The following is a 23,182-nucleotide window of genomic DNA, read 5'->3' as shown; positions in this document are numbered from 1 at the left end:
ATCTTGGCGGACAGTCCGAAAGGGCTTGCTCGCGATAGGGCGACTCGATCTCGAACCTATACCCAGATCGCATCCCACAATGGATAGTCGCCAATCTTCTCTACCAATCCCGCCCGCAATGGATTGGCTACCACATACCGGGCCATCTTCACCAAATCATCGTCCTTGCGCAGTGCTCGGTCGTGAAAGCTGCCTTGCCAAAGCCGGCCCTTGCGGCCGCTTGCGCCGTTGACGGACCGCGTGCTTTTGGATTTCACCTGCCGCATCAGATCCGCCAGCGAGCCTTTGCGTAGTTCGATGAGCCAATGAAAGTGGTCCGGCATGATCACCCATGCAAGGGACTTCGCCAGCCCTTGGTACTGCGCGAGGCGGAACTGCCAGACCACCAGGCGACCGAGGTGGAAGTCGTTGAATATCGGGATGCGTTCTTGGGTGTTGGTGGTGATGAGGTAGATGCGGTCTGGTTCGCTGAAGCGACCGATGCGCAGGCGGTGTGAAGCGGGTAGGTCAGGCATTCCTTGGCCTCTCTTTTGGGGTGTTTCAAGAGGCTAGGTTGGAGGACAAGGGATTGGTCGGCAGGCTTTTGGCAGGATGTGTCTGGAAGGCCGCAATTGGGGGCAAGCCCCCTCCCACATTGGATCTGCGGTGTTCATACAATGTGTGTCTGGCGCAGGACAGTGTGGGAGGGGGCTTGCCCCCGATTGCGGTATTTGACCCACCGCCGTCGGGGCCAGCTCTCCGTCACCTTTGCCAACCGCCGCCGAGTGCGGTCAAAAGCCCCACACTCGCCTGCAACTGCCGCGTCTGCACCGCCTGTAACGTCCTCTGCGCCTGCAACGCCGCTGTCTGCGCCGTCACCACATCCAGGTAACTCACCGCGCCGGCCTGATAGCTGTTCATTGCCAGCGCCTGGGTGTGCTGCGCCGCATCCGCTGCCGCTTGCTCATCCTGGGCCTCCTGCTGCAAATCTCGCAGTTGCGCCAGGTTGTCTTCCACCTCGCGTATGGCCTTCAACACCTGGCTGCGGTATTGCGCCGACGCCTCTTCAAACTCGGCTTTGGCCTGGCGTTCATTGGCGCTCAAGCGTCCGCCGTCGAAGATCGGCACATTCATCAGCGGCCCCAACGCCCAATAGCGATTGCCAGCGGACAGCAGGTTGCCAACGCCTTGAGTCTGCCCGCCAATCAAGCCGGTCAAACTGAAGTCCGGGTACCAGGCGGCCTTAGCCACGCCGATGTTGGCGTTGGCGGCAAATACTCGACGCTCTGCCGCTGCAATATCCGGGCGCCGTTGCAACAACTGGCTCGGCAGTTGTGATGGAGTCTGCGGTAGAGCGATCAACTGCCGGCTGGGCGGCAGTGAAAAATCACTCGCCGGCACGCCCACCAGTTCTGCGATGGCATGCTCGGTAAGGTTACGTTGCCCCTGTACTTCATCCCGCTGCGCCTTGGCCTCGGCCAGTTGGTTCTGCGCACGGGTCAGGTCCAGTTCCGACGCGATCTGGCCTGCGTAACGACTGCGCGTCAGTTGCAGCGCTTGGCTGTAATCCTCCAGCGAGTTATTGAGAATCCGGTCCTGTGCATCCAGCCCATTGAGCTGCACATACAGGGTCGCCAGTTGATGTTGCAGGCTCAGCTGCGCCACGGCCAGATCATCACCGGACGCTTGCACCTGGGCATCGCCCGCCGCGACCTGATTGCGGATTTTGCCCCACAGGTCCAGGTCGTAGCTCAGGGAAACCCCAGCGGTGTTGCTGTTGTACACCGAAGGCTGCGTCGTGCCCCGCAGCGGTCGCGAGTCCGATTGGCGTTGGCGCAACGGCTGCGCACTGGCGGTGATCTGCGGGAACAGTCCGGCGTGCAGTTGGCTGGCATAGGCCTGGGCTGCATCGAAGTGCGCCAAGGCCGCCGCGAGGTCCGGGTTGGCCGTGAGCAGTTGCTGTTGCAGGTTATCCAGTTGCGCGTCGTGGTAAAGCGCCCACCCTTGTGGCACCCGTTGATCGGCCGGTTGCGCGCTGTGCCATGGGCCATCGCGGGTCTGCTCGCGATACCCCGCGGGCAGGTCGATTGACGGCACTTTGTAGGTGGGCGCCATCGAGCAGCCTTGCAACGCCACTAGCACCAGTGCCGCCAGCGGTTTAAGCCTTGGGCGCATGGGCACCTCCAGCCGCTTCGGCCAATTGCACGGTGTCGCCTTCGCGCAGGGCGTCTGGCGGATTGTCGACTATGCGGTCGGCAGGTTTCAGGCCCTGGTCGATCACCAGGCGTTCGCCCAGGTCGAGGCCAATGTGGATGGTTTGCAGGTGCACATGGTTCTGTCCATCCAGTAGCGCGACTTGGGTGCCTTGGGCGCGGAAGATCAGCGCGCTGGCCGGGATACTGACGCCATGGGTGTCGGCCGGAATCGGCAGCGTGGCTTCGGCGTAATCACCGGGCAGCAGCTGGTCGTCGGGGTTGTCCACCACGAACTGCGCGAGCAGGGTGCCGGAGCGGCGATCGATGGCGGTGGAGTCGCCAATCAGCCGCGCCTTGAAGTGCTCGCCAGGGTGTTCGGGCACGGTGAGCCGCGCTTCCAGGCCGGGGTGGATCACTGCCGCGTAGTTCTGCGGCACGGGGACGTAAAGGCGCAACTGGTGCGTATCGGCGATGTTGAATAACTCCGGATCACTGTCGCTGTCGGCCTTGATCAACTGGCCGATATCGGTGTTGCGCGCAGTGATGGTGCCGGCGAACGGCGCGCGAATGGTCTTGTAGCTTTCCAGCGCTGACAGGCGTGCGTAGTCGGCAGCAGCGGCTTGGACATTGGCGTTGGCGGCCGCGGCGTTGGAGGTTTTTTCATCGGCTTCCTGGCGCGACACGGAGTGGCTCGCCAGCAGGTTTTGCCAGCGCGTCGCGGTGGTCGCCGCGAGGCGTGCGTTGGCCTGTTCCTGCACCAGGCGTGCGTGGGTTTGCGCCAGCTGTTGATCGAGGTCCGGGCTGTCGATTTCGCCGAGAATTTGTCCGGCTTTGACTTGGCTGCCGATGTCCGCCTTCCAGTCCTTGAGGTAACCGCTGACCCGCGCATGAATCGGCGCTTTGCTCCACGCCTCCAGGTGCGCAGGCAGGCGCAAGGTATCACCGGCCACGTTCTGTTGGGGTTGGAACACCATCACTTGGGGCATGGCGGCGGTCTCGGTCCAGGCGGTCACCGATTGCTCGTGTAGCGTGCGGGCATGCAGGCCGTTGGCGACCAACAGGGCGGCCAGGGTCAGGCCGCCGACACCCATGAGCATCAGGCGCTTGCGCGAGGGTTTGTGATCAGGCGACATGTGGGGTTTCTCCTGCAACTGCGCGAGTAGGGTGACGCCCGTGGACAAGGCTGAAGACCACGGGAACAAACAACAGGGTGGCGACTGTGGCGAAGATCAAGCCACCGATCACCGCTCGACCCAGCGGCGCGTTTTGCTCCTCGGACAGCGCCAGGGGCAACATGCCGATGATCATCGCCAGGGCCGTCATGCACACCGGGCGAAAGCGTGTGTAGCCGGCCTCGAGTGCGGCTTTCAACGCATCGCCATGTTCGGCCAGGCGCTCACGGCAGAAACTCACCACCAGGATCGAGTTGGCGGTGGCCACGCCCATGCACAGGATCGCGCCGGTCAAGGCGGGCACCGACAGCGAGGTGCCACTGAGGAACAGCATCCACACAATCCCCGCCAATGCTGCCGGCAACGCGGTGATGATCACGAACGGGTCGGCCCAGGATTGGAAATTGACGACGATCAGCAGATAGATCAGCACCACCGCACCGAGCAGGCCGAAGCTCAGGCCGCTGAAGGCTTCATGCAGCGCGTCGATCTGCCCGTGCAGGCTGATCGACGCGCCCTTGGGGCGCAGGGCCGCGGTGTCATCCAGCACCTTTTGCACGTCGCGGGCCACACCACCGAGGTCGCGGCCTTGCACGTTGGCGTACAGGTCCAGGGTCGGTTCGATGTTGTAGTGGGTCACCACCGCCGAGCTTTGCACGCGAGAAATGGTAGCCACGCCGCCAAGGATTTGTGATTGGCCGTCGGCGCCGGTCACTGGCAAGGCTTCCAGCGACGGCAGGCTGTCGAGGCGATATTGCGGGGTGGCGGCGACGATGGAGTACGACACGCCGTTGGCCGGATTGAGCCAGAAGGTCGGCGCGGTTTGCGAGCTGCCGGCCAGCGACGCGACCATGCTGTTGGTCACGTCGCGCTCGGTAATGCCCAGGCCGTTGGCGCGCAGGCGGTCGACATTCACTTGCAGCGACGGGTAGCCGGTGGATTGCTGGATACGCAGGTCGGCAATGCCCGGCACATGTTGCAGGCGGCGCTCAAGCTCTATGGCATACGCACGGTTTTTGGCATCGTTGCGCCCGGAGATTTTCACGTCCAGCGGGGCAGGTGCGCCGAAGTTGAGGATCTGGCTGCTGATGTCGGCGGGCAGGAAGGCGAAGTGGCTGCCGGGGAAGCTTTGCGGCAGCGCTTCACGCAGTTTTTTCACGTAGTCGGCGGTGGGCGCGTGGTGTTGTTTAAGGCTGACCTGGATGTCGCCATCCTGGGGGCCGATGGTGCCGCTGCTGCTGTAGGCCATGTCGATGCCGCTGAGCGGGATGCCGATGTTGTCGACGATGGTGTCCAGTTCTGCGACCGGGATTACTTCGCGGATCCGCGCTTCTATGCGGTCGAAGGCGGCGGCACTTTCCTCGATGCGCGTGCCCAGCGGCAGGCGCATGTGAAGGGCGAGAGCGCCGGCGTCGGTGGCCGGGAAGAAGTCCTGGCCCAGGCTTGGCAGCAGCAGGAACGACGCCAGCACGCAGGCCAGGAAGCCGATGATAAAGCGCTTGCGATGACCCAGTGCCAGGGTCAACAGGCCGTGGTAAGTGTCGCGGGTATTCGAGAAATGGCGCTCGAAACCCTGCTGGAAATTCAGCACTGCTTGCAGCGCGCGATGTCGTGGTTGGGTGTGCTGCTCGCCCTCATGGTGATTGATGAAGTCGTCTTCCGGATGATGCCCGGCACCTTGCTCCGGCGTGTGTGGCTTGAGCAGGAACATCGCCAGCGTCGGCACCAAGGTGCGCGAGAGGACGAAGGAACTGGCCATGGCAAAAATCACCGCCAGGGCCATCGGCCGGAACAGGTAACCGGCGATGCCCTGCAGCATGAACATCGGCACGAACACGATGCAGATGCACAGCAGCGACACAAACGCCGGGCCGACAATTTGCGCGGCGCCGTCGAGGATCGCGGTCTTCACCGCCTTGCCTTGTTCCAGATGCCAGTTGATGTTCTCGATGGTCACCGTGGCGTCATCCACCAGAATCCCCACCGCCAGCGCGAGACCGCCGAGGGTCATGACGTTGAGGGTTTGCCCGCTGACAGCCAGCAGCGCGATTGCCGAGAGCACTGCCAGGGGAATCGAGGCGGCAATGATCAGGGTCGAGCGCCAGCTGCCGAGGAACAGCAGGATCATTGCACTGGTCAGCAGTGCGGCGATGATGCCTTCCTGGGCCACGCTGCCCACCGATTGTTTGACGAATACCGAGGCGTCGCCCAACAGGGACGTCTTGAGCGACGGTGGCAGCGTCTCATTGATGCGCGGCAGCATTCCACGGATACCGTCGATGATCGACAGGGTGGAGATGCTGCCGTTCTTCAGCGCCGGCATCAGCACGGCGCGATGGCCGTCGACACGCACGATGTTGGTCTGCGGGGGCGAACCGTCGCGCACGTGGGCGACCTGGCCGATGGTGATCAACGCGCCGTCGACGGTCTTGATCGGCAGGTCGTTGAGTTCATCGATGGCCTTGGGGCTGTTGTTGAGCAGGATCGTGTATTCGTTGGGGCCGAGCTTGGCGGTGCCCACCGGGATGATCTGGTTCTGCAGGGCCAGGGCATTGCCCACGTCCTGCGCCGACAGGCCTTTGGCCGCCAGCGCCTGCGGGTCAAGGTCGAGGGTAATCTGCCGCTGCTTGCCACCCATCGGCGTGGGCATCGCCAGGCCGGGCAGGGCGCTTAACGGCAGGCGAATGTTGTTCTGCACCAGGTCGCGGATCCTGGCTTCCGACAGGCTCGGGCTGGAAAAGGCCATTTGCAGGATCGGCACCGTGGATGCGCTGTAGTTGAGGATCAGCGGCGGCGTGATACCCGGCGGCATCTGCTTGAGTACGGTTTGTGACACGGCGGTCACTTGGGCATTGGCGGTGCGAATATCGACGCCGGGTTGGAAGAATATTTTCACGATGCCCATGCCTGGCAGGGATTGCGATTCGATATGTTCGATGTCGTTGACGGTGGTGCTCAGGGAGCGTTCGTAGGTGTAGATCACCCGGCCGGCCATGGCGTCCGGCGACAGGCCGTTGTACTGCCAGACCACGGCGACCACAGGGATACCGATATCGGGGAACACGTCCGTGGGGGTACGCAGGGCCGCCATCGGCCCGATGATGCAGATGAATATGGCCAACACGATAAACGTGTAGGGCTTGTGCAGTGCGGTCTTTACCAGCCCGAGCATGCGTGAACCTCCGAGGGAGCAGGATTGCAAACCCCGGCAGTCTTGCCCGACCCACCTAACACGCACCTTTCAGCCAGGTGAAGGAACATTTAGGTACGGGCTGAAGATCGTTTCATATGGATTCATTTGTTCTACACAGGGCTGCTGGCCAAGCTTGTCACCCATCGGACACATCGTCTTTTTTGGAGCCCTGCCATGTCACTTAAACCACTGTTGTTGATCCCTGCTCTAGGTGCCGTATTGCTGTTGTCGGCGTGCGCCGGCCCGATCCCCAAGGCGGACCCGAGCGAGGCCTGGATTGGTCTGAGGGAGGAGGCGCCAAATGATTTGCTGGCCGAGCGCGTGGACGGCAAGCGCGTGGATGACGGGCGCTATTTCGAAGTGACGCCGGGTGATCATCGTCTGGACGTGACGCTTTACGAAGAGGAGCCGGGCGACGACAACCAGCGGGACTGCCAGGGCCGGGTCGAGTACCAGGGCTTCAAGGCGGGTGAACACTACACGCTGGTGGAGTCGAGCCTGGGCACGACCGTGCGCGCATCCTTGAAGGATGGTCACGGCAAGGAAGTCGCGGCGACTCAGGACTTCAATTGCATGCCTGGCTAGGCGTGGTGTATCGCAGCCTTCAGCGGCTTGGCCGGTTTGACGTGGGGATGATGGTGCCGACGGCTAATGCGTAACACCCCCCACAACATGGCGCCGGCTACCGCCAGCCAACCGCAGATCAACATCACAATCGTTGTTGCAAGGCTCATTCAGGCCTCCTTTTACCCCGCAGGGGGCACACACAGTCTTCTCAATGGACAGTCTAGCTACCCGGCGGTTGCCTGCTATTGACCAATGGTCGTGTTCGTCCAACTTGTTTGCTCTATCCCAGGCGCCAGACCCCGGTTTTGGGCTATACCCGCGTGGCGTGGCGCCCTATGATCAGGACCCTTACCGGCAGTTGATCAAGAGAGTACAAAATTGCGGTTACGGTCGAACGTTAAATCATCCCTGTTGCTGGCCTGCGCCATGGGCCTTGCGGCCTGTTCCGGGCATCCGTCGAAACTGCCGGGCTTGCCGGAGCGCGTCGAACTCAATGGTGTGCCGACCTTTCGCAGCGAGGCTTATCAGAGCGGACCTACGGCATTAGCCAGCATGCTGTCGCAACAAGGCATTGTCATGACACCGGGCTTGCTGGATAAACCACTGCGGTTACCGGGCGGCGAAGCGGACCTGGAGCGCAACATGCAGGTGCTGGCCCGTGAGTACGGGCTGATGGTGTATCCGCTGGATGCCAGGCTGACGGCCGTACTGGCGCAGGTGGCGGCGGGTTATCCGGTGATGGCGCGCGTCGGCGGCGGGCTTTGGTCGGATGCTCACTATGTGGTCGTGGTGGGCTTCAATCAGCAGAAAAGCACGGTGCTGCTGCGCTCGGGCATGGACCGGCGCTTGTTGATGAGCTTCAGCGACTTTGAATCGAAGTGGGCAAGCGCGGGGCACTGGGCGATCCTCACCCAGCGTCCGAGCCAGTTGCCGGCGAATGTGGATACCCAGCGCTGGCGCGACGCGGCGAATGCCACGGCCCAGGCCGGGCAGGAACGGGCGGCGGCGCAGGCGCTTAAAGTGTTGTCAGAAAGAAAGTAAAAAAAACGGCGCTCGATGCGCCGTTTTTTTATGCGCGGGTTATCGACGCACTTCTGCGGCGTTCGGGCGGTTCTTCAGATTCTTGTCGGCCTTGTAGCGCAACGCCACGTCCGGCACCGAGCCGCCTTTGCCGGTCTCGACCCAGCTGCGAATACGGCTGGCATCGGCGAAGTGGGTGAATTTGCCGAACGCATCCAGGATCACCAGCGACACCGGGCGATTGCCCATGCTGGTCACCAGCACCAGGCAATGGCCAGCCTGGTTGGTGAAGCCGGTCTTGGTCAGCTTGATGTCCCAGTTGGCGCGGTTGATCAGGTGGTCAGTGTTGGAGAAACCCAAGGTGTAGTTGGGCTTGCGGAACGCAACGGTCTTTTCCTTGGTGGTGCTCAACTGGCTGAGCAGCGGGTAGTGGCGTGCGGCAGCCAGCAGCTTGCTGAGGTCGCGGGCGGTGGACACGTTGTGGATCGACAGGCCAGTGGGCTCAACATAGTGAGTGCTGGTCATGCCCAGCGCCTTGGCCTTGGCGTTCATCGCCGCGATAAACGCCGGGTAGCCGCCCGGATAATGGTGGGCCAGGCTGGCGGCGGCGCGGTTTTCCGAGGACATCAGGGCGATCAGCAGCATTTCCTTGCGCGGCATTTCGCTGCCGATTTTTACGCGGGAGAACACGCCTTTCATTTCTGGCGTGTCCTTGATGTTGATGTCGATGTACTCGTCCATGTTCTGCTTGGCTTCAAGCACGATCAGGCCGGTCATCAACTTGCTTACCGACGCAATTGGCACCACTACATCGGGGTTGCTGGCATAGATGACTTTATTGGTTTGCAGGTCGACCAGCATGGCGCTGCCGGACGCGATCTGCAGTTTGGACGGATCGCGCGGTGCCTGGGTGGATTCGGCGGCGTGCGCAAAGGTGCCTGTGAAAGCAAAAAATAGGCTGACGATAGAAAGACGAATTTTCACGCGGATGAACTCGCTAAAAAGTAGGAAATACCGTTGAGTAACGGTTTTTTTGATAAATGCCGTTACATTTTAGGAGTATGGACGATGGACTGTCGAATGTTCTTCTAAAACCAGACGAAAGTGCTTAAAAACTAAGAAAAAACAGGTTTTTTTCGGGCAATAAAAAGCCCTGCGATAAGGCAGGGCTTTTTCAGTACGCCTGGTTATTAACCGTGCAGGGTTTCTGCGGCGTACAGGGTATTTTCCAGCAGGCAGGCACGGGTCATCGGGCCAACGCCGCCGGGCACCGGGGTGATCCAGCCGGCGCGGGGCAGGGCAGTTTCATACACCACGTCGCCTACCAGCTTGCCGTCTTCCTGGCGGTTGATGCCCACGTCGATAACAATCGCGCCTTCCTTGATCCACTCACCCTTGACCAGGCCCGGCTTGCCGGCGGCCACGACGACCAGGTCAGCGCGACCAACGTGGCCGGCCAGATCCTTGGTGAAGCGGTGGGTCACGGTCACGGTGCAGCCGGCCAGCAGCAATTCCATGGCCATTGGGCGGCCGACGATGTTGGAGGCGCCCACGACCACGGCGTCCAGGCCATAGAGGTCGACACCGGTGCTTTCCAGCAGGGTCATGATGCCTTTTGGTGTGCACGGGCGCAGCAGCGGGATGCGCTGGGCCAGGCGACCGACGTTATAAGGGTGGAAACCGTCGACGTCTTTGTCCGGGCGGATGCGCTCCAGCAACTTGGACGCGTCCAGGTGCTCGGGCAGTGGCAGTTGCAGGAGGATGCCGTCGATCGCCGGGTTGTCGTTGAGGCCATCGATCAGGTCGGTGAGCGCCTCTTGGGTGGTGGCGGCAGGCAGGTCGTAGGCCTTGGATATAAAGCCGACCTCTTCGCAGTCTTTACGCTTGTGCGAGACATAAACCTGAGAGGCAGGATCGCTGCCGACCAGGATCACCGCGAGGCCCGGTGTGCGCAGGCCTTGCTGGCTGCGCTCGGTGACTCGTTTGGCGATCTGCTGGCGCAGGCTGGCGGCGATTGATTTGCCGTCGATAAGTTGTGCAGTCATTACGCGTGATTAACCATCGAGAGGGGGAGGAAAAGTGCGCGCATTCTCGCACGCCACGGCGCGAGGGCAAAGGCGCTTGGTCTGCAAATTGGCCTAACCCCTTAAATAAAATGAATTTTTTTCAAAAAAGATTTGACGGGTTTCCAGGCCCTCTATACTATTCGTCGCACTTGTCGGGCACAGCCTAGCACTGGTTAAGAAGGTCGAGCAGAATTGTTGTACTGCGAGGCTGGAAGCACTTAGTTTGTAATCCTCCAAGAGTACAGATTAATAAGGCGCCCGTAGCTCAGCTGGATAGAGCATCCGCCTTCTAAGCGGATGGTCGCAGGTTCGAGTCCTGCCGGGTGCGCCATTAGGCAGCTTTGGCACAAGTAGCGTTATATGGTGGGCGTAGCTCAGTTGGTAGAGCACGGGATTGTGACTCCCGTTGTCGAGGGTTCGATCCCCTTCGTCCACCCCATATTTTGAAAAGGCGCCAGATTAATCGTCTGGCGCCTTTGCTTTAAGAGCTTCAAGCGCGGATGTGGTGGAATTGGTAGACACACTGGATTTAGGTTCCAGCGCCGCGAGGCGTAAGAGTTCGAGTCTCTTCATCCGCACCAATTAAAGCTTTGCCAGGCCGTCAGGCGAGGTAGGGTTCAACAAAGAAGATGTTCGAGTTCTTTGTTAATGCAATATGGTGGGCGTAGCTCAGTTGGTAGAGCACGGGATTGTGACTCCCGTTGTCGAGGGTTCGATCCCCTTCGTCCACCCCATATTTGAAAAGGCGCCAGATTAATCATCTGGCGCTTTTTTTGCATCCGAAAAAGCTGGGGCTCGTTTCTGCGGGCATTTGCGGGCATTGAGCCGCGTGAGGATTCTCGGATTCCGGGTGTCAAGAAAAAAACAAGCATTCTCAATGCCTTGGCGTTAGAATCGTTGCCGGTTTTGAACGTGTAGAACTGATGCTCGGCTATATAGAGGTCAGCACCGCTATTAAATAGCGATAACGGCGCAGTACCTGAAAAAGGGCTGTGCCGTTTTTGTTTGAGCGTTTCGAGTTTCCAGGGCAGGGCGCTTCGTCGTATTTGTGTTTCGCGATGCTGCGGCCGGCCTGTCGGTCTTGCTTGCAAGGTCGACGGTCAGGGTTTGTTTGCGCACCCTTCTATATATAGAAGGGCTGGCGCAGAGCCCTGGCTTGATGAGCTGTATTTGCTAATGGGCGCAGGTGCATGCGTGCACTTGAACCTACAAATGGCCTGCTGTTTTTTTACCCGTTTCCAGTAGGGTGACTTCTTGAGTTTGACCCTCTAGAATGCATGCCCTTGATTCTGGGGTCGGAAACGGCCGGCTAACGTCTGTGCAACGAGGAATATTCATGCAAGTTTCTGTTGAAAATACTACTGCTATTGAGCGCCGCCTGAGCATCACCGTGCCGGCAGAGCGTATCGAAACTGCGGTCAACAAGCGTCTGCAGCAGACTGCCCAAAAGGCCAAAATCGCTGGTTTCCGTCCGGGCAAAGTGCCAATGAGCGAAATCAAGCGCCGTTTTGGTGCCGATGCGCGTCAGGAAGCGGTAGGTGACGTGATCCAGGCTTCCTTCTATGAGGCCGTTGTTGAGCACAAGCTGAACCCGGCTGGTTCGCCTTCGATCGAGCCTAAGTCCCTGGAAGCTGGCAAGGACCTGGAATACGTTGCCGTATTCGAAGTGTTCCCAGAGTTCGAAGTGGCCGGCTTTGACGGTATCGAAATCGAGCGCCTGAGCGCCGAAGTAGCTGATTCCGACCTGGACAACATGCTGGAAATCCTGCGCAAGCAGAACACCCGTTTCGAAGTGGCCGATCGTGCCGCCCAGAACGAAGACCAACTGAACATCGATTTTGTTGGCAAGGTTGACGGCGAAGTATTCGCTGGCGGCTCCGCCAAGGGCACTCAGCTGGTGCTGGGTTCCAACCGCATGATTCCTGGTTTCGAGGACGGCCTGGTTGGCGCCAAAGCCGGCGAAGAGCGTGTTCTGAGCCTGGCTTTCCCTGCTGACTACCAGAACCTGGACCTGGCTGGCAAAGCTGTCGAGTTCACCGTGACTGTCAACAGCGTTTCCGAGCCTAAGCTGCCCGAGCTGAACGAAGAGTTCTTTGCTCAGTTCGGTATCAAGGAAGCCACTCTCGAAGGTTTCCGCACCGAAGTTCGCAAGAACATGGAGCGCGAGCTGCGTCAGGCGATCAAGTCCAAGGTCAAGAACCAGGTCATGGACGGTCTGCTGGCCGCCAATCCGATCGAAGTGCCTAAGGCTCTGCTGTCCAACGAAGTGGATCGCCTGCGCGTTCAAGCGGTTCAGCAGTTTGGTGGCAACATCAAGCCTGACCAACTGCCGGCCGAGCTGTTCGAAGAACAAGCCAAGCGTCGCGTTGTGCTGGGTCTGGTCGTGGCCGAAGTGGTCAAGCAGTTCGACCTCAAGCCTGACGAAGACCGCGTTCGCGAAATGATCCAGGAAATGGCTTCGGCCTACCAGGAGCCTGAGCAGGTTGTGGCTTGGTACTACAAGAACGACCAGCAACTGAACGAAGTACGTTCGGTTGTGCTGGAAGAACAAGTTGTGGATACTGTTCTGCAGAAGGCTAAGGTGACCGATAAAGCGGTCTCTTACGAAGAAGCAGTCAAGCCGGCGGAAGCAGCACAAGCCGACTGATTGTCCAACTCGTTGGAAATTCAACCATAAGCCAGCCTCGCGCTGGCTTATGCGTTTTCAAGACATGACTATTTGGGAGTAACTGCAGAGCATGTTCCGTAATTCCTATATTCAGCAGAACTCTGATATCCAGGCCGCAGGCGGCCTGGTCCCGATGGTTGTCGAGCAGTCCGCTCGTGGCGAACGCGCCTACGACATCTACTCGCGCCTGCTCAAGGAGCGAGTGATCTTTCTGGTGGGCCCGGTAGAGGACTACATGGCCAACCTGATCTGTGCGCAGCTGCTGTTCCTTGAAGCGGAAAACCCGGACAAGGACATCCATCTCTACATCAACTCGCCGGGCGGTTCGGTAACAGCAGGCATGTCGATCTACGACACCATGCAGTTCATCAAGCCGAATGTCTCGACGACCTGCATTGGCCAGGCCTGCAGCATGGGCGCGTTCCTGCTGACGGCGGGTGCCGAGGGCAAGCGTTACTGCCTGCCGAACTCGCGTGTGATGATTCACCAGCCACTGGGCGGCTTCCAGGGCCAGGCGTCGGACATCGAAATCCATGCCAAGGAAATCCTCTTCATCCGCGAGCGTCTCAACACGCTGATGGCCAAGCACAGCGGGCATACCCTCGAAGAAATCGAGCGCGACACCAACCGCGACAACTTCATGAGCGCCGAAGCCGCACGTGCATACGGGTTGATCGACGCAGTGATCGAAAAGCGCCCCGCTTAATATAAGCCGCTCAAAATAGGGCTGGTCGGCGTGTCCGATCATCGGCGGGCTTGAAAAAGCCCGCATAAGCCTTCATCTTGTGTTGCAAGCCTATCGGATTTGGATCGAACGAATGACTGACACCCGCAACGGCGAGGACAACGGCAAGCTGCTCTATTGCTCCTTCTGTGGCAAAAGCCAGCATGAAGTACGCAAGTTGATTGCCGGCCCCTCGGTCTTTATCTGCGACGAGTGCGTCGACCTGTGCAATGACATCATCCGTGAGGAGGTGCAGGAAGCCCAGGCCGAAAGCAGCGCGCATAAATTGCCTTCGCCTAAAGAAATCAGCGGCATCCTTGATCAATACGTGATTGGTCAAGAGCGTGCAAAGAAGGTTCTGGCCGTAGCGGTGTACAACCACTACAAGCGTCTGAACCAGCGTGACAAGAAAGGCGACGAAGTCGAACTCGGCAAGAGCAACATCTTGCTGATCGGTCCTACAGGCTCAGGTAAAACCCTGCTTGCAGAAACCCTCGCTCGTCTGTTGAATGTTCCGTTCACCATCGCCGACGCCACCACCCTCACCGAGGCTGGCTACGTGGGTGAGGACGTTGAGAACATCATTCAGAAACTGCTGCAGAAGTGCGACTACGACGTAGAGAAAGCCCAGATGGGTATTGTCTACATCGACGAAATCGACAAGATCTCGCGCAAGTCTGACAACCCGTCGATCACTCGGGATGTTTCCGGTGAAGGCGTGCAGCAGGCCCTGTTGAAACTGATCGAAGGCACGGTAGCTTCCGTACCGCCACAAGGCGGCCGCAAGCACCCGCAGCAGGAATTCCTTCAGGTAGATACGCGCAACATCCTGTTTATCTGTGGCGGTGCATTCTCCGGGCTGGAAAAAGTTATCCAGCAACGTTCTACCCGGGGCGGTATCGGTTTCAGTGCAGAAGTGCGCAGCAAGGAAGAAGGCAAGAAGGTGGGCGAGTCCCTGCGTGAAGTCGAGCCTGACGATCTGGTCAAGTTCGGTCTGATCCCCGAATTCGTTGGCCGTTTGCCTGTCCTGGCCACGTTGGACGAGTTGGATGAGGCTGCTCTGATTCAGATCCTCACTGAGCCGAAAAACGCCCTGACCAAGCAATATGCCAAGCTGTTTGAGATGGAAGGTGTGGACCTTGAGTTCCGTACTGACGCACTCAAGTCGGTAGCCAAGCGAGCGCTGGAGCGCAAGACCGGTGCACGTGGTCTGCGTTCTATCCTTGAAGGCGTGTTGCTCGACACCATGTATGAAATCCCCTCGCAGTCCGAGGTGAGTAAAGTGGTGATCGACGAAAGCGTTATAGAAGGTAAGTCCAAGCCACTGTATATCTACGAAAACAGTGAGCCGACTGCCAAGGCTGCGCCAGACGCGTAAGCGTTTCGCAGTTTCGGTACAAACAAGGGGCCCCTAGGGCCCCTTTGTTTTTTGCGCGAGTTTTTATCCTGACGCGTTTACTGCGTTTAACTGCTGGCAATAAGCTTGTTTTTTTTGCATGCAGCCCCCATCTTGGTTTCAAGCTTATTTTTGAACTGTCATAGAGGCGAAATCATGAAGACAACCATTGAATTGCCTCTCCTGCCGTTGCGTGATGTCGTCGTCTATCCGCACATGGTTATCCCGCTGTTCGTGGGGCGCGAGAAGTCTATCGAAGCCCTTGAGGCAGCGATGACGGGCGACAAGCAGATCCTGCTGTTGGCCCAGAGAAATCCTGCTGATGATGATCCAGGCGAAGACGCCCTGTATCGCGTCGGTACCATTGCCACTGTTCTGCAACTGCTGAAACTGCCTGATGGCACCGTCAAGGTGCTGGTGGAAGGCGAGCAACGTGGGGCGGTGGAGCGTTTCATGGAGGTGGATGGTCACCTGCGCGCCGAAGTGGCGCTGATCGACGAAGTCGAAGCCCCTGAGCGCGAATCCGAGGTTTTTGTACGCAGCCTGCTCTCGCAGTTCGAGCAGTATGTGCAGTTGGGCAAGAAAGTCCCGGCTGAAGTCCTGTCTTCCCTCAACAGCATTGATGAGCCAAGCCGCCTGGTCGACACCATGGCCGCGCACATGGCGCTGAAGATCGAGCAGAAGCAAGACATCCTCGAAATCATCGAGCTGTCGGCCCGTGTTGAACACGTGCTGGCGTTGCTGGATGCGGAGATCGACCTGTTGCAGGTTGAAAAGCGCATCCGTGGTCGTGTGAAGAAGCAAATGGAGCGCAGCCAGCGCGAGTACTACCTGAATGAGCAGATGAAGGCCATTCAGAAAGAGCTCGGCGACAGCGAGGATGGCCACAACGAAATCGAAGAGCTGAAAAAGCGCATCGATGCCGCCGGGCTGCCGAAAGACGCCCTGACCAAGGCCAATGCCGAGCTGAACAAGCTCAAGCAGATGTCGCCGATGTCCGCTGAAGCCACTGTGGTGCGTTCGTACATTGACTGGCTGGTGCAGGTGCCGTGGAAGGCTCAGACCAAGGTGCGTCTGGACCTGACCCGTGCCGAAGAAATTCTCGACGCCGATCACTATGGCCTCGAAGAAGTCAAAGAACGGATCCTCGAATACCTCGCCGTGCAAAAGCGTGTGAAGAAAATTCGTGGTCCGGTGTTGTGCCTGGTTGGTCCTCCTGGGGTCGGTAAAACCTCCCTGGCCGAGTCGATTGCCAGTGCCACCAACCGCAAATTCGTACGCATGGCCCTCGGCGGTGTGCGTGACGAGGCGGAAATCCGTGGTCATCGCCGGACTTACATCGGTTCGATGCCAGGAAGATTGATTCAAAAGATGACAAAAGTGGGAGTGCGCAACCCGCTGTTCCTGCTCGATGAAATCGACAAAATGGGCAGCGACATGCGTGGCGATCCGGCATCGGCGTTGCTGGAAGTGCTCGACCCTGAACAAAATCACAACTTCAACGACCATTACCTGGAAGTCGACTACGACTTGTCCGACGTAATGTTCCTGTGCACCTCCAATTCCATGAACATTCCACCGGCCTTGCTGGACCGGATGGAGGTGATTCGTCTGCCGGGCTACACCGAAGACGAGAAGATCAATATCGCGGTCAAATACCTCGCGCCCAAGCAGATTTCGGCCAATGGCCTGAAGAAGGGCGAGATCGAATTTGACATCGAAGCGATCCGCGACATCGTGCGTTACTACACCCGCGAGGCCGGTGTACGGGGCCTTGAGCGCCAGATCGCGAAGATTTGCCGCAAGGCGGTCAAAGAGCACGCGCTGGAAAAACGCTTCTCGGTGAAGGTCGTGGCCGACTCCCTGGAGCACTTCCTGGGCGTCAAGAAATTCCGCTACGGCCTGGCCGAGCAGCAGGATCAGGTAGGGCAGGTGACTGGCCTGGCGTGGACCCAGGTGGGCGGCGAGTTGCTGACCATCGAAGCCGCGGTGATTCCGGGTAAAGGCCAATTGATCAAGACCGGTTCCCTGGGTGACGTGATGGTCGAATCCATCACCGCCGCGCAGACCGTGGTGCGCAGCCGCGCCAGGAGCCTGGGGATTCCCCTGGACTTCCACGAGAAGCACGACACCCACATCCACATGCCGGAAGGGGCGACGCCTAAAGACGGCCCTAGCGCTGGCGTAGGCATGTGCACGGCGCTGGTGTCGGCATTGACCGGCATTCCGGTGCGTGCCGATGTGGCCATGACGGGGGAAATCACCCTGCGTGGTCAAGTATTGGCGATCGGTGGTCTGAAAGAGAAATTGCTTGCCGCACATCGGGGTGGTATCAAGACCGTGATCATTCCTGAAGAGAATGTTCGCGACTTGAAGGAAATTCCTGACAACATCAAGCAGGATCTTCAGATTAAACCGGTTAAATGGATTGACGAGGTCCTGCAAATTGCGCTGCAATACGCGCCGGAGCCCTTGCCGGATGTGGCCCCGGAGATAGTTGCCAAGGACGAAAAACGAGAGTCTGATTCCAAGGAAAGAATTAGCACGCATTAATGTGAATAAGCCTGGTGGCTTCCTTGACAGCTTTTTAGAGCCCTTGTTATAAAGCGGCTCTTAAGTGTCTGTAGGCCATTCAGCACTGATTTTTGCTGTTTACCAAAAAACTTAGAATCATACTCAATAGATATATAAGGGGACTTAGAGTGAACAAGTCGGAACTGATTGATGCTATCGCTGCATCCGCTGATATCCCGAAAGCTGCTGCTGGCCGTGCGCTGGATGCAGTAATCGAATCCGTCACTGGCGCTCTGAAGGCCGGCGACTCCGTGGTACTGGTAGGCTTCGGTACTTTCTCTGTGACTGACCGCCCAGCTCGCACTGGCCGCAACCCACAGACTGGCAAAGCACTGGAAATCGCTGCTGCCAAGAAACCAGGTTTCAAAGCCGGTAAAGCCCTGAAAGAAGCCGTCAACTAAGCTTCGATCAAGCCTTTGCTACCCGGGTCGGACGCAGGTCTGGCCTGGCAGCGGAGCGGCAGCTGACCCACCTATCCATTGGGTCGCCACGCCGGGGGTGCAGGTTCAACCCCCCGTCCGCTCCGCCAGTTACGAGAAGGCGCATCCTCGGATGCGCCTTTCTTCTATCCGGACTCTACCCACGCTCCACGGTTGCCAATTTTTGAAGTTCGACCGTTTCTGGGGGACGCATGCTGCAAAATATCAGGGACAATTCACAAGGCTGGATTGCCAAGACCATTATCGGGATCATCGTCGCATTGATGGCGTTCACCGGTATCGAGGCCATTTTCCAGGCTTCGGGTAATAACAAGCAGGACGTGGCCAAGGTCAACGGTGAAGAAATCACCCAGACCGAGCTGAGCCAGGCCGTCGACATGCAACGTCGCCAGCTGATGCAACAGTTGGGCAAGGATTTCGATGCTTCGCTGCTGGACGAAAAACTGCTGCGCGAAGCGGCCCTCAAAGGCCTGATCGATCGCAAGCTGCTGCTGCAAGGCGCCGCCGATTCCAAATTCGGTTTCTCTGAAGCTGCATTGGACCAAGTGATCCTGCAAACGCCGGAATTCCAGGTCGACGGCAAGTTCAGCGCCGAACGCTTTGACCAGGTGATCCGTCAGTTGGGCTACAGCCGTCTGCAGTTCCGTCAGATGATGACCCAGGAAATGCTGATCGGCCAGGTTCGCGCAGGCATTGCCGGCAGCGGTTTCGTCACCGATGCCGAAGTGCTCGCATTCGCCCGTCTGGAAAAACAGACCCGCGATTTCGCCACCGTCAACATCAAGGCCAACCCTGCGGCGGTGAAACTCACCGACGACGAGGTCAAGGCTTACTACGACCAGCACGCCAAAGAGTTCATGACCCCGGACCAGGTGGTCATCGACTATCTGGAATTGAAGAAGTCTTCCTTCTTCGACCAGGTCAACGTCAAGGACGATGAGCTGCAGGCTGCCTACGAGAAGGAAACCGCCAACCTCGCTGAACAGCGTCGTGCCGCGCACATCCTGATTGAAGTCAATGACAAGGTCACCGAGGCGCAAGCCAAGGCCAAGATCGAAGACATCCAGGCGCGCCTGGCCAAGGGTGAGAAGTTCGAAGCCCTGGCCAAGGAGTTCTCCCAGGACCCAGGTTCGGCCAACAATGGCGGTGACCTCGGCTTTGCCGGCCCTGGCGTTTATGACCCGGACTTCGAAACCGCGCTGTACGGCTTGAAGCAAGACCAGGTGTCGGCGCCAGTGCGCACTACCTTCGGTTTGCATCTGATCAAGTTGCTGGGCGTTGAGGCGCCTGAAGTGCCATCGTTCGCCAGCCTGAAAGACAAGCTGACCCGCGAGCTCAAGGCACAGCAGGTTGAACAGCGTTTTGTCGAAGCGACCAAGCAATTGGAAGATGCGGCATTCGAAGCGTCGGACCTGGCTCAACCTGCCTCCGACCTGAAGCTGACCGTGCACACCTCCGCGCCGTTTGGCCGTGAAGGTGGCGAAGGTGTTGCGGCCAACCGTGCCGTGGTCACCGCAGCGTTCAGCCCGGAAGTGCTGGATGAAGGTGCCAACAGCACCGCCATTGAGCTGGACCCGGAAACCATCATCGTGCTGCGTGCCAAAGAGCACCGCAAACCGGCGCAACTGCCGCTGGAAAGCGTTGCCGCGGCAATCCGCACCCAGATGGCCAAGGAGCGCGCCAGCGCGGCTGCCAAGACTCACGCTGACGAGCTGATCGCCAGCCTGCGTGATGGCAAGACGCCGCTGAACCAACCGGTTGACGGCCAGGCGTGGAAAGTCACTGAAGCGGCTAGCCGCAGTGCGGAAGCGATTGATCCTGCCGTGCTGCAAGCCCTGTTCCGCATGCCTAAGCCTGCGGCCAAGGACAAGCCGACCTTCACCACCGTGACCCTGGCTGACGGTAGCCTGGCGATCGTGCGCTTGAACGGTGTGAATGAAGCTGCAGCCCCATCGGACGAAGAAAAGGCGCAATACCGCCAATACCTCGCTTCCCGTGTCGGCCAGCAAGACTTCGCGGCGTACCGCAAGCAGTTGGAAACCCAGGCTGACATCAAGAAGTTCTGATGGCGGTTTGAATAAAAAACCCCCGGCCTGAAAAGACCGGGGGTTTTTTATGTCCACTGTTTTATCGGTGCTTGGCCACGGCCAGGAGCATCAATCCCACCACCGCCCACGGGAACGCACTGACGCCCCAGCGCTGCAGCAGGAGTCCGCCTATCAGGCCGCCGCCAGCAATTCCCAGGTTCCACACGGTCACCAGCATCGACTGCGCGGCATCCGCCGATTCCCCTGCTGATTTGGCCAGCGCTGTTTGCAGCAAAGCCGGCAGACCGCCGAACGCGAGGCCCCATAACGCGACAGCGATGTAGACCGCCACCGGCACGTCGATCCAGAACACCAGCGCCAAGCCGATCAGGCCAAACAATGCGCAACTGATCAGCAGCAGTGTGCGCAGCCACCGGTCAATCAATACCCCGGTCAGCCAGATGCTCAGCAGCGCGGCGAGGCCAAACACCAGCAGCACCCGGTCGATGTCGGTGGCAAGTGCGGCGGGCACCAGCAATGGGGCGATGTAGGTATAGAGAATGTTGTGGGCCAAGACGTAGGTAAAGGTCACCCACAACACAGGGCGGATGCCGGGCAATGCAAGTACTTGGCGTAATCCCAGGCGCTTGCCCGTCGGTTGACCCGCGAAGTCGGGCAGTTGCCAGCGAGCCCATATCAGCAGCACCAGCGTGAGGCCGGTCATGATCGCAAAGCTCAGTCGCCAGCCAACGGCCGCACCGAGCCAGGTTCCCGCTGGCACGCCCAGGGACAAGGCCAGTGGTGCGCCGAGCATTGCCACGGCGATTGCCCGGCCTTGCAAATGCGGCGCGACCATTCTGCTGGCGTAACCCGCCAGTAGCGCCCAAAGCAGCCCGGCAAACACCCCGGCAAAAAAACGCGCCACCAGCGTCAGCCCATAGTGGCTGGAGAAGGCCGTTACGCTGTTGACCAAGGCAAAGCCGCCGATGGCGATCAGCAGCAGCGGGCGTCTGCGCCAACCTCGGGTCAGCAGCGTGAGTGGGATGGCTGCCAATAACGATCCAAGGGCGTAGAGGGTGACCAGTTGGCCAACCAGTGCTGGCGACACGCCGAGACCTTCGCCCATCTGCGGTAGCAGCCCGGCGGGCATGGCTTCGGTGAGGATGGTGATGAATCCCGCCGAGGCCAGGGCCAGCAGGCCGCCCAAAGGCAGGGATTCGTGTCGGGCTGTGGCGGCGGCATCAGCCAGTGAAGCGTTAGAGCTCATAGCGCTGTTTCCATGCGAAAGGGCAAGCCAGCAGAGTAGGGGGCTGTGACCGATGGAAAAACAGGCTAAGGTTCCGAACTTATCGGACGTGGATGTCCGTAATCAGCTGAGGCAGGATCATGGACAGTTTGGGCAGCCTGTCGGTATTTGTGCAGGTGGCAGAGACCCGCAGCTTTACCGTCGCCGGACGGGTATTGGGTGTGTCGTCTTCGGCCGTGGGCAAAAGCATTGCGCGGATGGAAGAGCGTCTGGGTGTGCGGCTGTTTCATCGCAGTACACGCAGCATCACCCTGACGGGAGAGGGCGCGCTGTTCCTTGAGCGTTCACGGCGGATTCTGGCCGAAGTCGAAGCGGCGGAGCGCGAGTTGACCGAAGCCAGTGCGACGCCTCGGGGCAAGTTGCGCATCAGCGTGCCACAAGTGCGCGGCCTGCTGATGCCGGTGCTCAGTGACTTCATGCGTGCGTACCCGGATATCGAGCTGGATGTGGATTTTTCTGACCGCATGGTGGACGTGATCGAGGAAGGGTTCGATGCGGTAATTCGTACCGGCAAGCCGGAAGATTCGCGCTTGATGGCCCGTCATCTGGGGCATTACCAACTGGTGCTGGTGGGCACGCCGGCGTACTTCGTGCAGCACGGCACGCCGCAACAACCCGAGCATTTAAATGGACACGCCTGCCTGCGTCACAAGTTCTGCGCCACCGGTAAGCTGGAACCCTGGCCGTTGCGCCTGGAGCCCGGTGCTGGCGAACTGACGTTGCGCACTTCGCTGGCCAGCACCACTATCGAGTCGCTCAACCATGTGGTCCACGAAGGGCTGGGGATTGCTTGCCTGCCTGACTACATGGTCAACCAGGCGGTGCGCGAGGGACGACTGCAACGGGTGCTGGATGATTATCTGGAGCACCGTGGCAGTTTCTGGATGTTGTGGCCATCAAGTCGCCATGCTTCGGCCAAGTTGCGCGTGTTTATAGATCATATGTGCGCAGGGCTTTTTCCTACAGTCGCCATGCTGTAGCCCTGTGACGTTTTACCGACAGGAATGTGCGCGCCAAGGCCTCGTTCTGTTGCACAATACCGCCCGGACTGTTTTCTTCAGGATTATCGATGTCGACATCATTTCACTTGCGTAGCCTCGGGCTGGCGCTGGTGTTGGCGGGCGCCGCGGGCTGCTCGTCACCCAAACCCGCTATTTATGAACATGAGAGTTTCGACGACTCCGGCACGTTTTCCAGGGATTACCCGGTCAGTGATGCCGCGGCGTGCGAAGCGGCGCGGCGTGCCTTGCTGAGCCAGGGCTACATCATCACCAGCAGCGATCCCAAGGTCGTCGTCGGTAACAAAAGCTTCCAGCAGACCGGCGAAACCCATCTGCAGATCAGCTTCAACGTGGTGTGTGCCGATGATGGCAAAGGCACCAACCATTCGACGATGTTCGCCAACGCCCTGCAGGACCGTTACGCGCTGAAGAAGGTCAACAACTCCGCGAGCCTGGGTGTGGGCGTACTGGGATCGGTGTCGATGCCGATCGGCTCCACCGATGACTCGATGGTCAAGGTGGCCAGTGAGACGGTGTCCGCGCCGAAGTTCTACGAGCGTTACTTTGCGCTGGTGGACGTGTTCCTGCCCCAGGAAGTGAAGAAGGCCGAGCATATTCCCGAGCAGCCCAAGGCTGACCTGGGTGTGCCGGAGCCCAAAGCGGCACCGCTGGTCGAGAAGGTCGAGGTGCCAAAGGAAGAGCCTGCTGCGTCGGAACCGGTGGCACCACCGGCAGAGCCTGCGCCCATTGCGCCGCAGGAAGAGCCGGCACCGACGCCAACGCCAGCACCGACCCATCCGGACCTGCCGGCACCGACCGAAGCCATTCCGCCCCTGCCGACGCCTGCGCAGTAG

18 protein-coding genes and 4 tRNA genes are annotated in these 23,182 nt (G+C 59.4%); 14 read left to right on the top strand and 8 right to left on the bottom strand.

The annotated features are described in order from the left end of the window. Positions 1-56: 56 nt before the first annotated feature. From DNK50_RS20220 to DNK50_RS20205, 4 genes are all read right to left on the bottom strand, one after another. Positions 57-515, bottom strand: coding sequence for a transposase (locus DNK50_RS20220; RefSeq protein WP_112196019.1), 459 nt, complete (start codon positions 513-515; stop codon positions 57-59). 226 nt (positions 516-741) lie between these two features. Beyond that, positions 742-2,154 (bottom strand): efflux transporter outer membrane subunit, encoded by a 1,413-nt coding sequence (locus DNK50_RS20215; RefSeq protein ID WP_112196018.1) that lies wholly within the window; start codon positions 2,152-2,154, stop codon positions 742-744. Next, positions 2,138-3,307: an efflux RND transporter periplasmic adaptor subunit gene (locus DNK50_RS20210; protein ID WP_112196017.1), complete on the bottom strand. Its 1,170-nt coding sequence runs from the start codon at positions 3,305-3,307 to the stop codon at positions 2,138-2,140. Before DNK50_RS20210 ends, DNK50_RS20215 begins: the two co-directional genes overlap by 17 nt. Then, on the bottom strand, positions 3,297-6,518 hold the full coding sequence (locus tag DNK50_RS20205) for an efflux RND transporter permease subunit (RefSeq protein ID WP_112196016.1): 3,222 nt from the start codon (positions 6,516-6,518) through the stop codon (positions 3,297-3,299). Before DNK50_RS20205 ends, DNK50_RS20210 begins: the two co-directional genes overlap by 11 nt. Positions 6,519-6,713: 195 nt before the next feature. On the opposite strand from DNK50_RS20205, the gene DNK50_RS20200 reads away from it, so the two are divergent. Beyond that, on the top strand, positions 6,714-7,124 hold the full coding sequence (locus tag DNK50_RS20200) for a hypothetical protein (RefSeq protein ID WP_099586639.1): 411 nt from the start codon (positions 6,714-6,716) through the stop codon (positions 7,122-7,124). On the opposite strand, the gene DNK50_RS28965 is transcribed toward DNK50_RS20200, so the two are convergent. Further along, a complete protein-coding gene (locus DNK50_RS28965; RefSeq protein WP_177411551.1) occupies positions 7,121-7,273 on the bottom strand; it encodes a hypothetical protein in 153 nt (50 codons plus the stop codon). The two genes, DNK50_RS20200 and DNK50_RS28965, sit on opposite strands and share 4 nt — an antisense overlap. Before the next feature lie 211 nt (positions 7,274-7,484). On the opposite strand from DNK50_RS28965, the gene DNK50_RS20195 reads away from it, so the two are divergent. Then, complete coding sequence (locus DNK50_RS20195; RefSeq protein ID WP_112196015.1) at positions 7,485-8,147, top strand: C39 family peptidase; 663 nt, start codon at positions 7,485-7,487, stop codon at positions 8,145-8,147. 39 nt (positions 8,148-8,186) lie between these two features. On the opposite strand, the gene pbpG is transcribed toward DNK50_RS20195, so the two are convergent. Beyond that, complete coding sequence (gene pbpG, locus DNK50_RS20190; RefSeq protein ID WP_099586641.1) at positions 8,187-9,110, bottom strand: D-alanyl-D-alanine endopeptidase; 924 nt, start codon at positions 9,108-9,110, stop codon at positions 8,187-8,189. Between the two features lie 206 nt (positions 9,111-9,316). Beyond that, positions 9,317-10,171, bottom strand: coding sequence for a bifunctional methylenetetrahydrofolate dehydrogenase/methenyltetrahydrofolate cyclohydrolase FolD (folD, locus tag DNK50_RS20185; protein ID WP_095184382.1), 855 nt, complete (start codon positions 10,169-10,171; stop codon positions 9,317-9,319). Positions 10,172-10,446: 275 nt separating this feature from the next. Here folD and DNK50_RS20180 point away from each other — a divergent pair. The 10 genes from DNK50_RS20180 (at position 10,447) to DNK50_RS20135 (ending at position 20,060) form a co-directional block, all read left to right on the top strand. Continuing rightward, positions 10,447-10,523: transfer RNA gene (locus DNK50_RS20180), tRNA-Arg, on the top strand. A 32-nt stretch (positions 10,524-10,555) separates the two neighbouring features. After that, positions 10,556-10,631: transfer RNA gene (locus DNK50_RS20175), tRNA-His, on the top strand. Positions 10,632-10,688: 57 nt separating this feature from the next. Beyond that, a tRNA-Leu gene (locus tag DNK50_RS20170) sits at positions 10,689-10,773 on the top strand. A gap of 77 nt (positions 10,774-10,850) precedes the next feature. After that, positions 10,851-10,926: transfer RNA gene (locus DNK50_RS20165), tRNA-His, on the top strand. A 602-nt stretch (positions 10,927-11,528) separates the two neighbouring features. Beyond that, entirely contained in the window at positions 11,529-12,839 is a 1,311-nt protein-coding gene (gene tig, locus DNK50_RS20160; RefSeq protein WP_099586642.1) for a trigger factor, read from the top strand. Positions 12,840-12,930: 91 nt separating this feature from the next. Then, positions 12,931-13,566, top strand: coding sequence for an ATP-dependent Clp endopeptidase proteolytic subunit ClpP (gene clpP, locus DNK50_RS20155; protein ID WP_083357884.1), 636 nt, complete (start codon positions 12,931-12,933; stop codon positions 13,564-13,566). A 112-nt stretch (positions 13,567-13,678) separates the two neighbouring features. Then, complete coding sequence (clpX, locus tag DNK50_RS20150) at positions 13,679-14,962, top strand: ATP-dependent Clp protease ATP-binding subunit ClpX (RefSeq protein WP_003238279.1); 1,284 nt, start codon at positions 13,679-13,681, stop codon at positions 14,960-14,962. 174 nt (positions 14,963-15,136) lie between these two features. Then, the gene (lon, locus tag DNK50_RS20145; protein WP_099586643.1) at positions 15,137-17,533 is read left to right on the top strand and encodes an endopeptidase La; all 2,397 of its coding nucleotides are present in this window, start codon (positions 15,137-15,139) and stop codon (positions 17,531-17,533) included. A 149-nt stretch (positions 17,534-17,682) separates the two neighbouring features. Next, entirely contained in the window at positions 17,683-17,955 is a 273-nt protein-coding gene (locus DNK50_RS20140) for an HU family DNA-binding protein (RefSeq protein ID WP_099586644.1), read from the top strand. 230 nt (positions 17,956-18,185) lie between these two features. Beyond that, complete coding sequence (locus DNK50_RS20135) at positions 18,186-20,060, top strand: SurA N-terminal domain-containing protein (RefSeq protein WP_112196014.1); 1,875 nt, start codon at positions 18,186-18,188, stop codon at positions 20,058-20,060. Positions 20,061-20,121: 61 nt separating this feature from the next. Here the strand turns inward: DNK50_RS20135 and DNK50_RS20130 are convergent, their stop codons facing one another. After that, a complete protein-coding gene (locus DNK50_RS20130; RefSeq protein WP_112196013.1) occupies positions 20,122-21,288 on the bottom strand; it encodes an MFS transporter in 1,167 nt (388 codons plus the stop codon). Between the two features lie 119 nt (positions 21,289-21,407). On the opposite strand from DNK50_RS20130, the gene DNK50_RS20125 reads away from it, so the two are divergent. Continuing rightward, positions 21,408-22,307, top strand: coding sequence for a LysR substrate-binding domain-containing protein (locus DNK50_RS20125; protein ID WP_112196012.1), 900 nt, complete (start codon positions 21,408-21,410; stop codon positions 22,305-22,307). Positions 22,308-22,396: 89 nt separating this feature from the next. Beyond that, the gene (locus tag DNK50_RS20120) at positions 22,397-23,182 is read left to right on the top strand and encodes a DUF2242 domain-containing protein (protein WP_112196011.1); all 786 of its coding nucleotides are present in this window, start codon (positions 22,397-22,399) and stop codon (positions 23,180-23,182) included.

It is taken from the genome of Pseudomonas sp. LG1E9 (genome assembly GCF_003290225.1).
GTDB lineage: Bacteria > Pseudomonadota > Gammaproteobacteria > Pseudomonadales > Pseudomonadaceae > Aquipseudomonas > Aquipseudomonas cyclaminis.
Note: the sequence above shows the minus strand (reverse complement) of the source record. Positions and strands in the feature narration are given on the sequence as shown.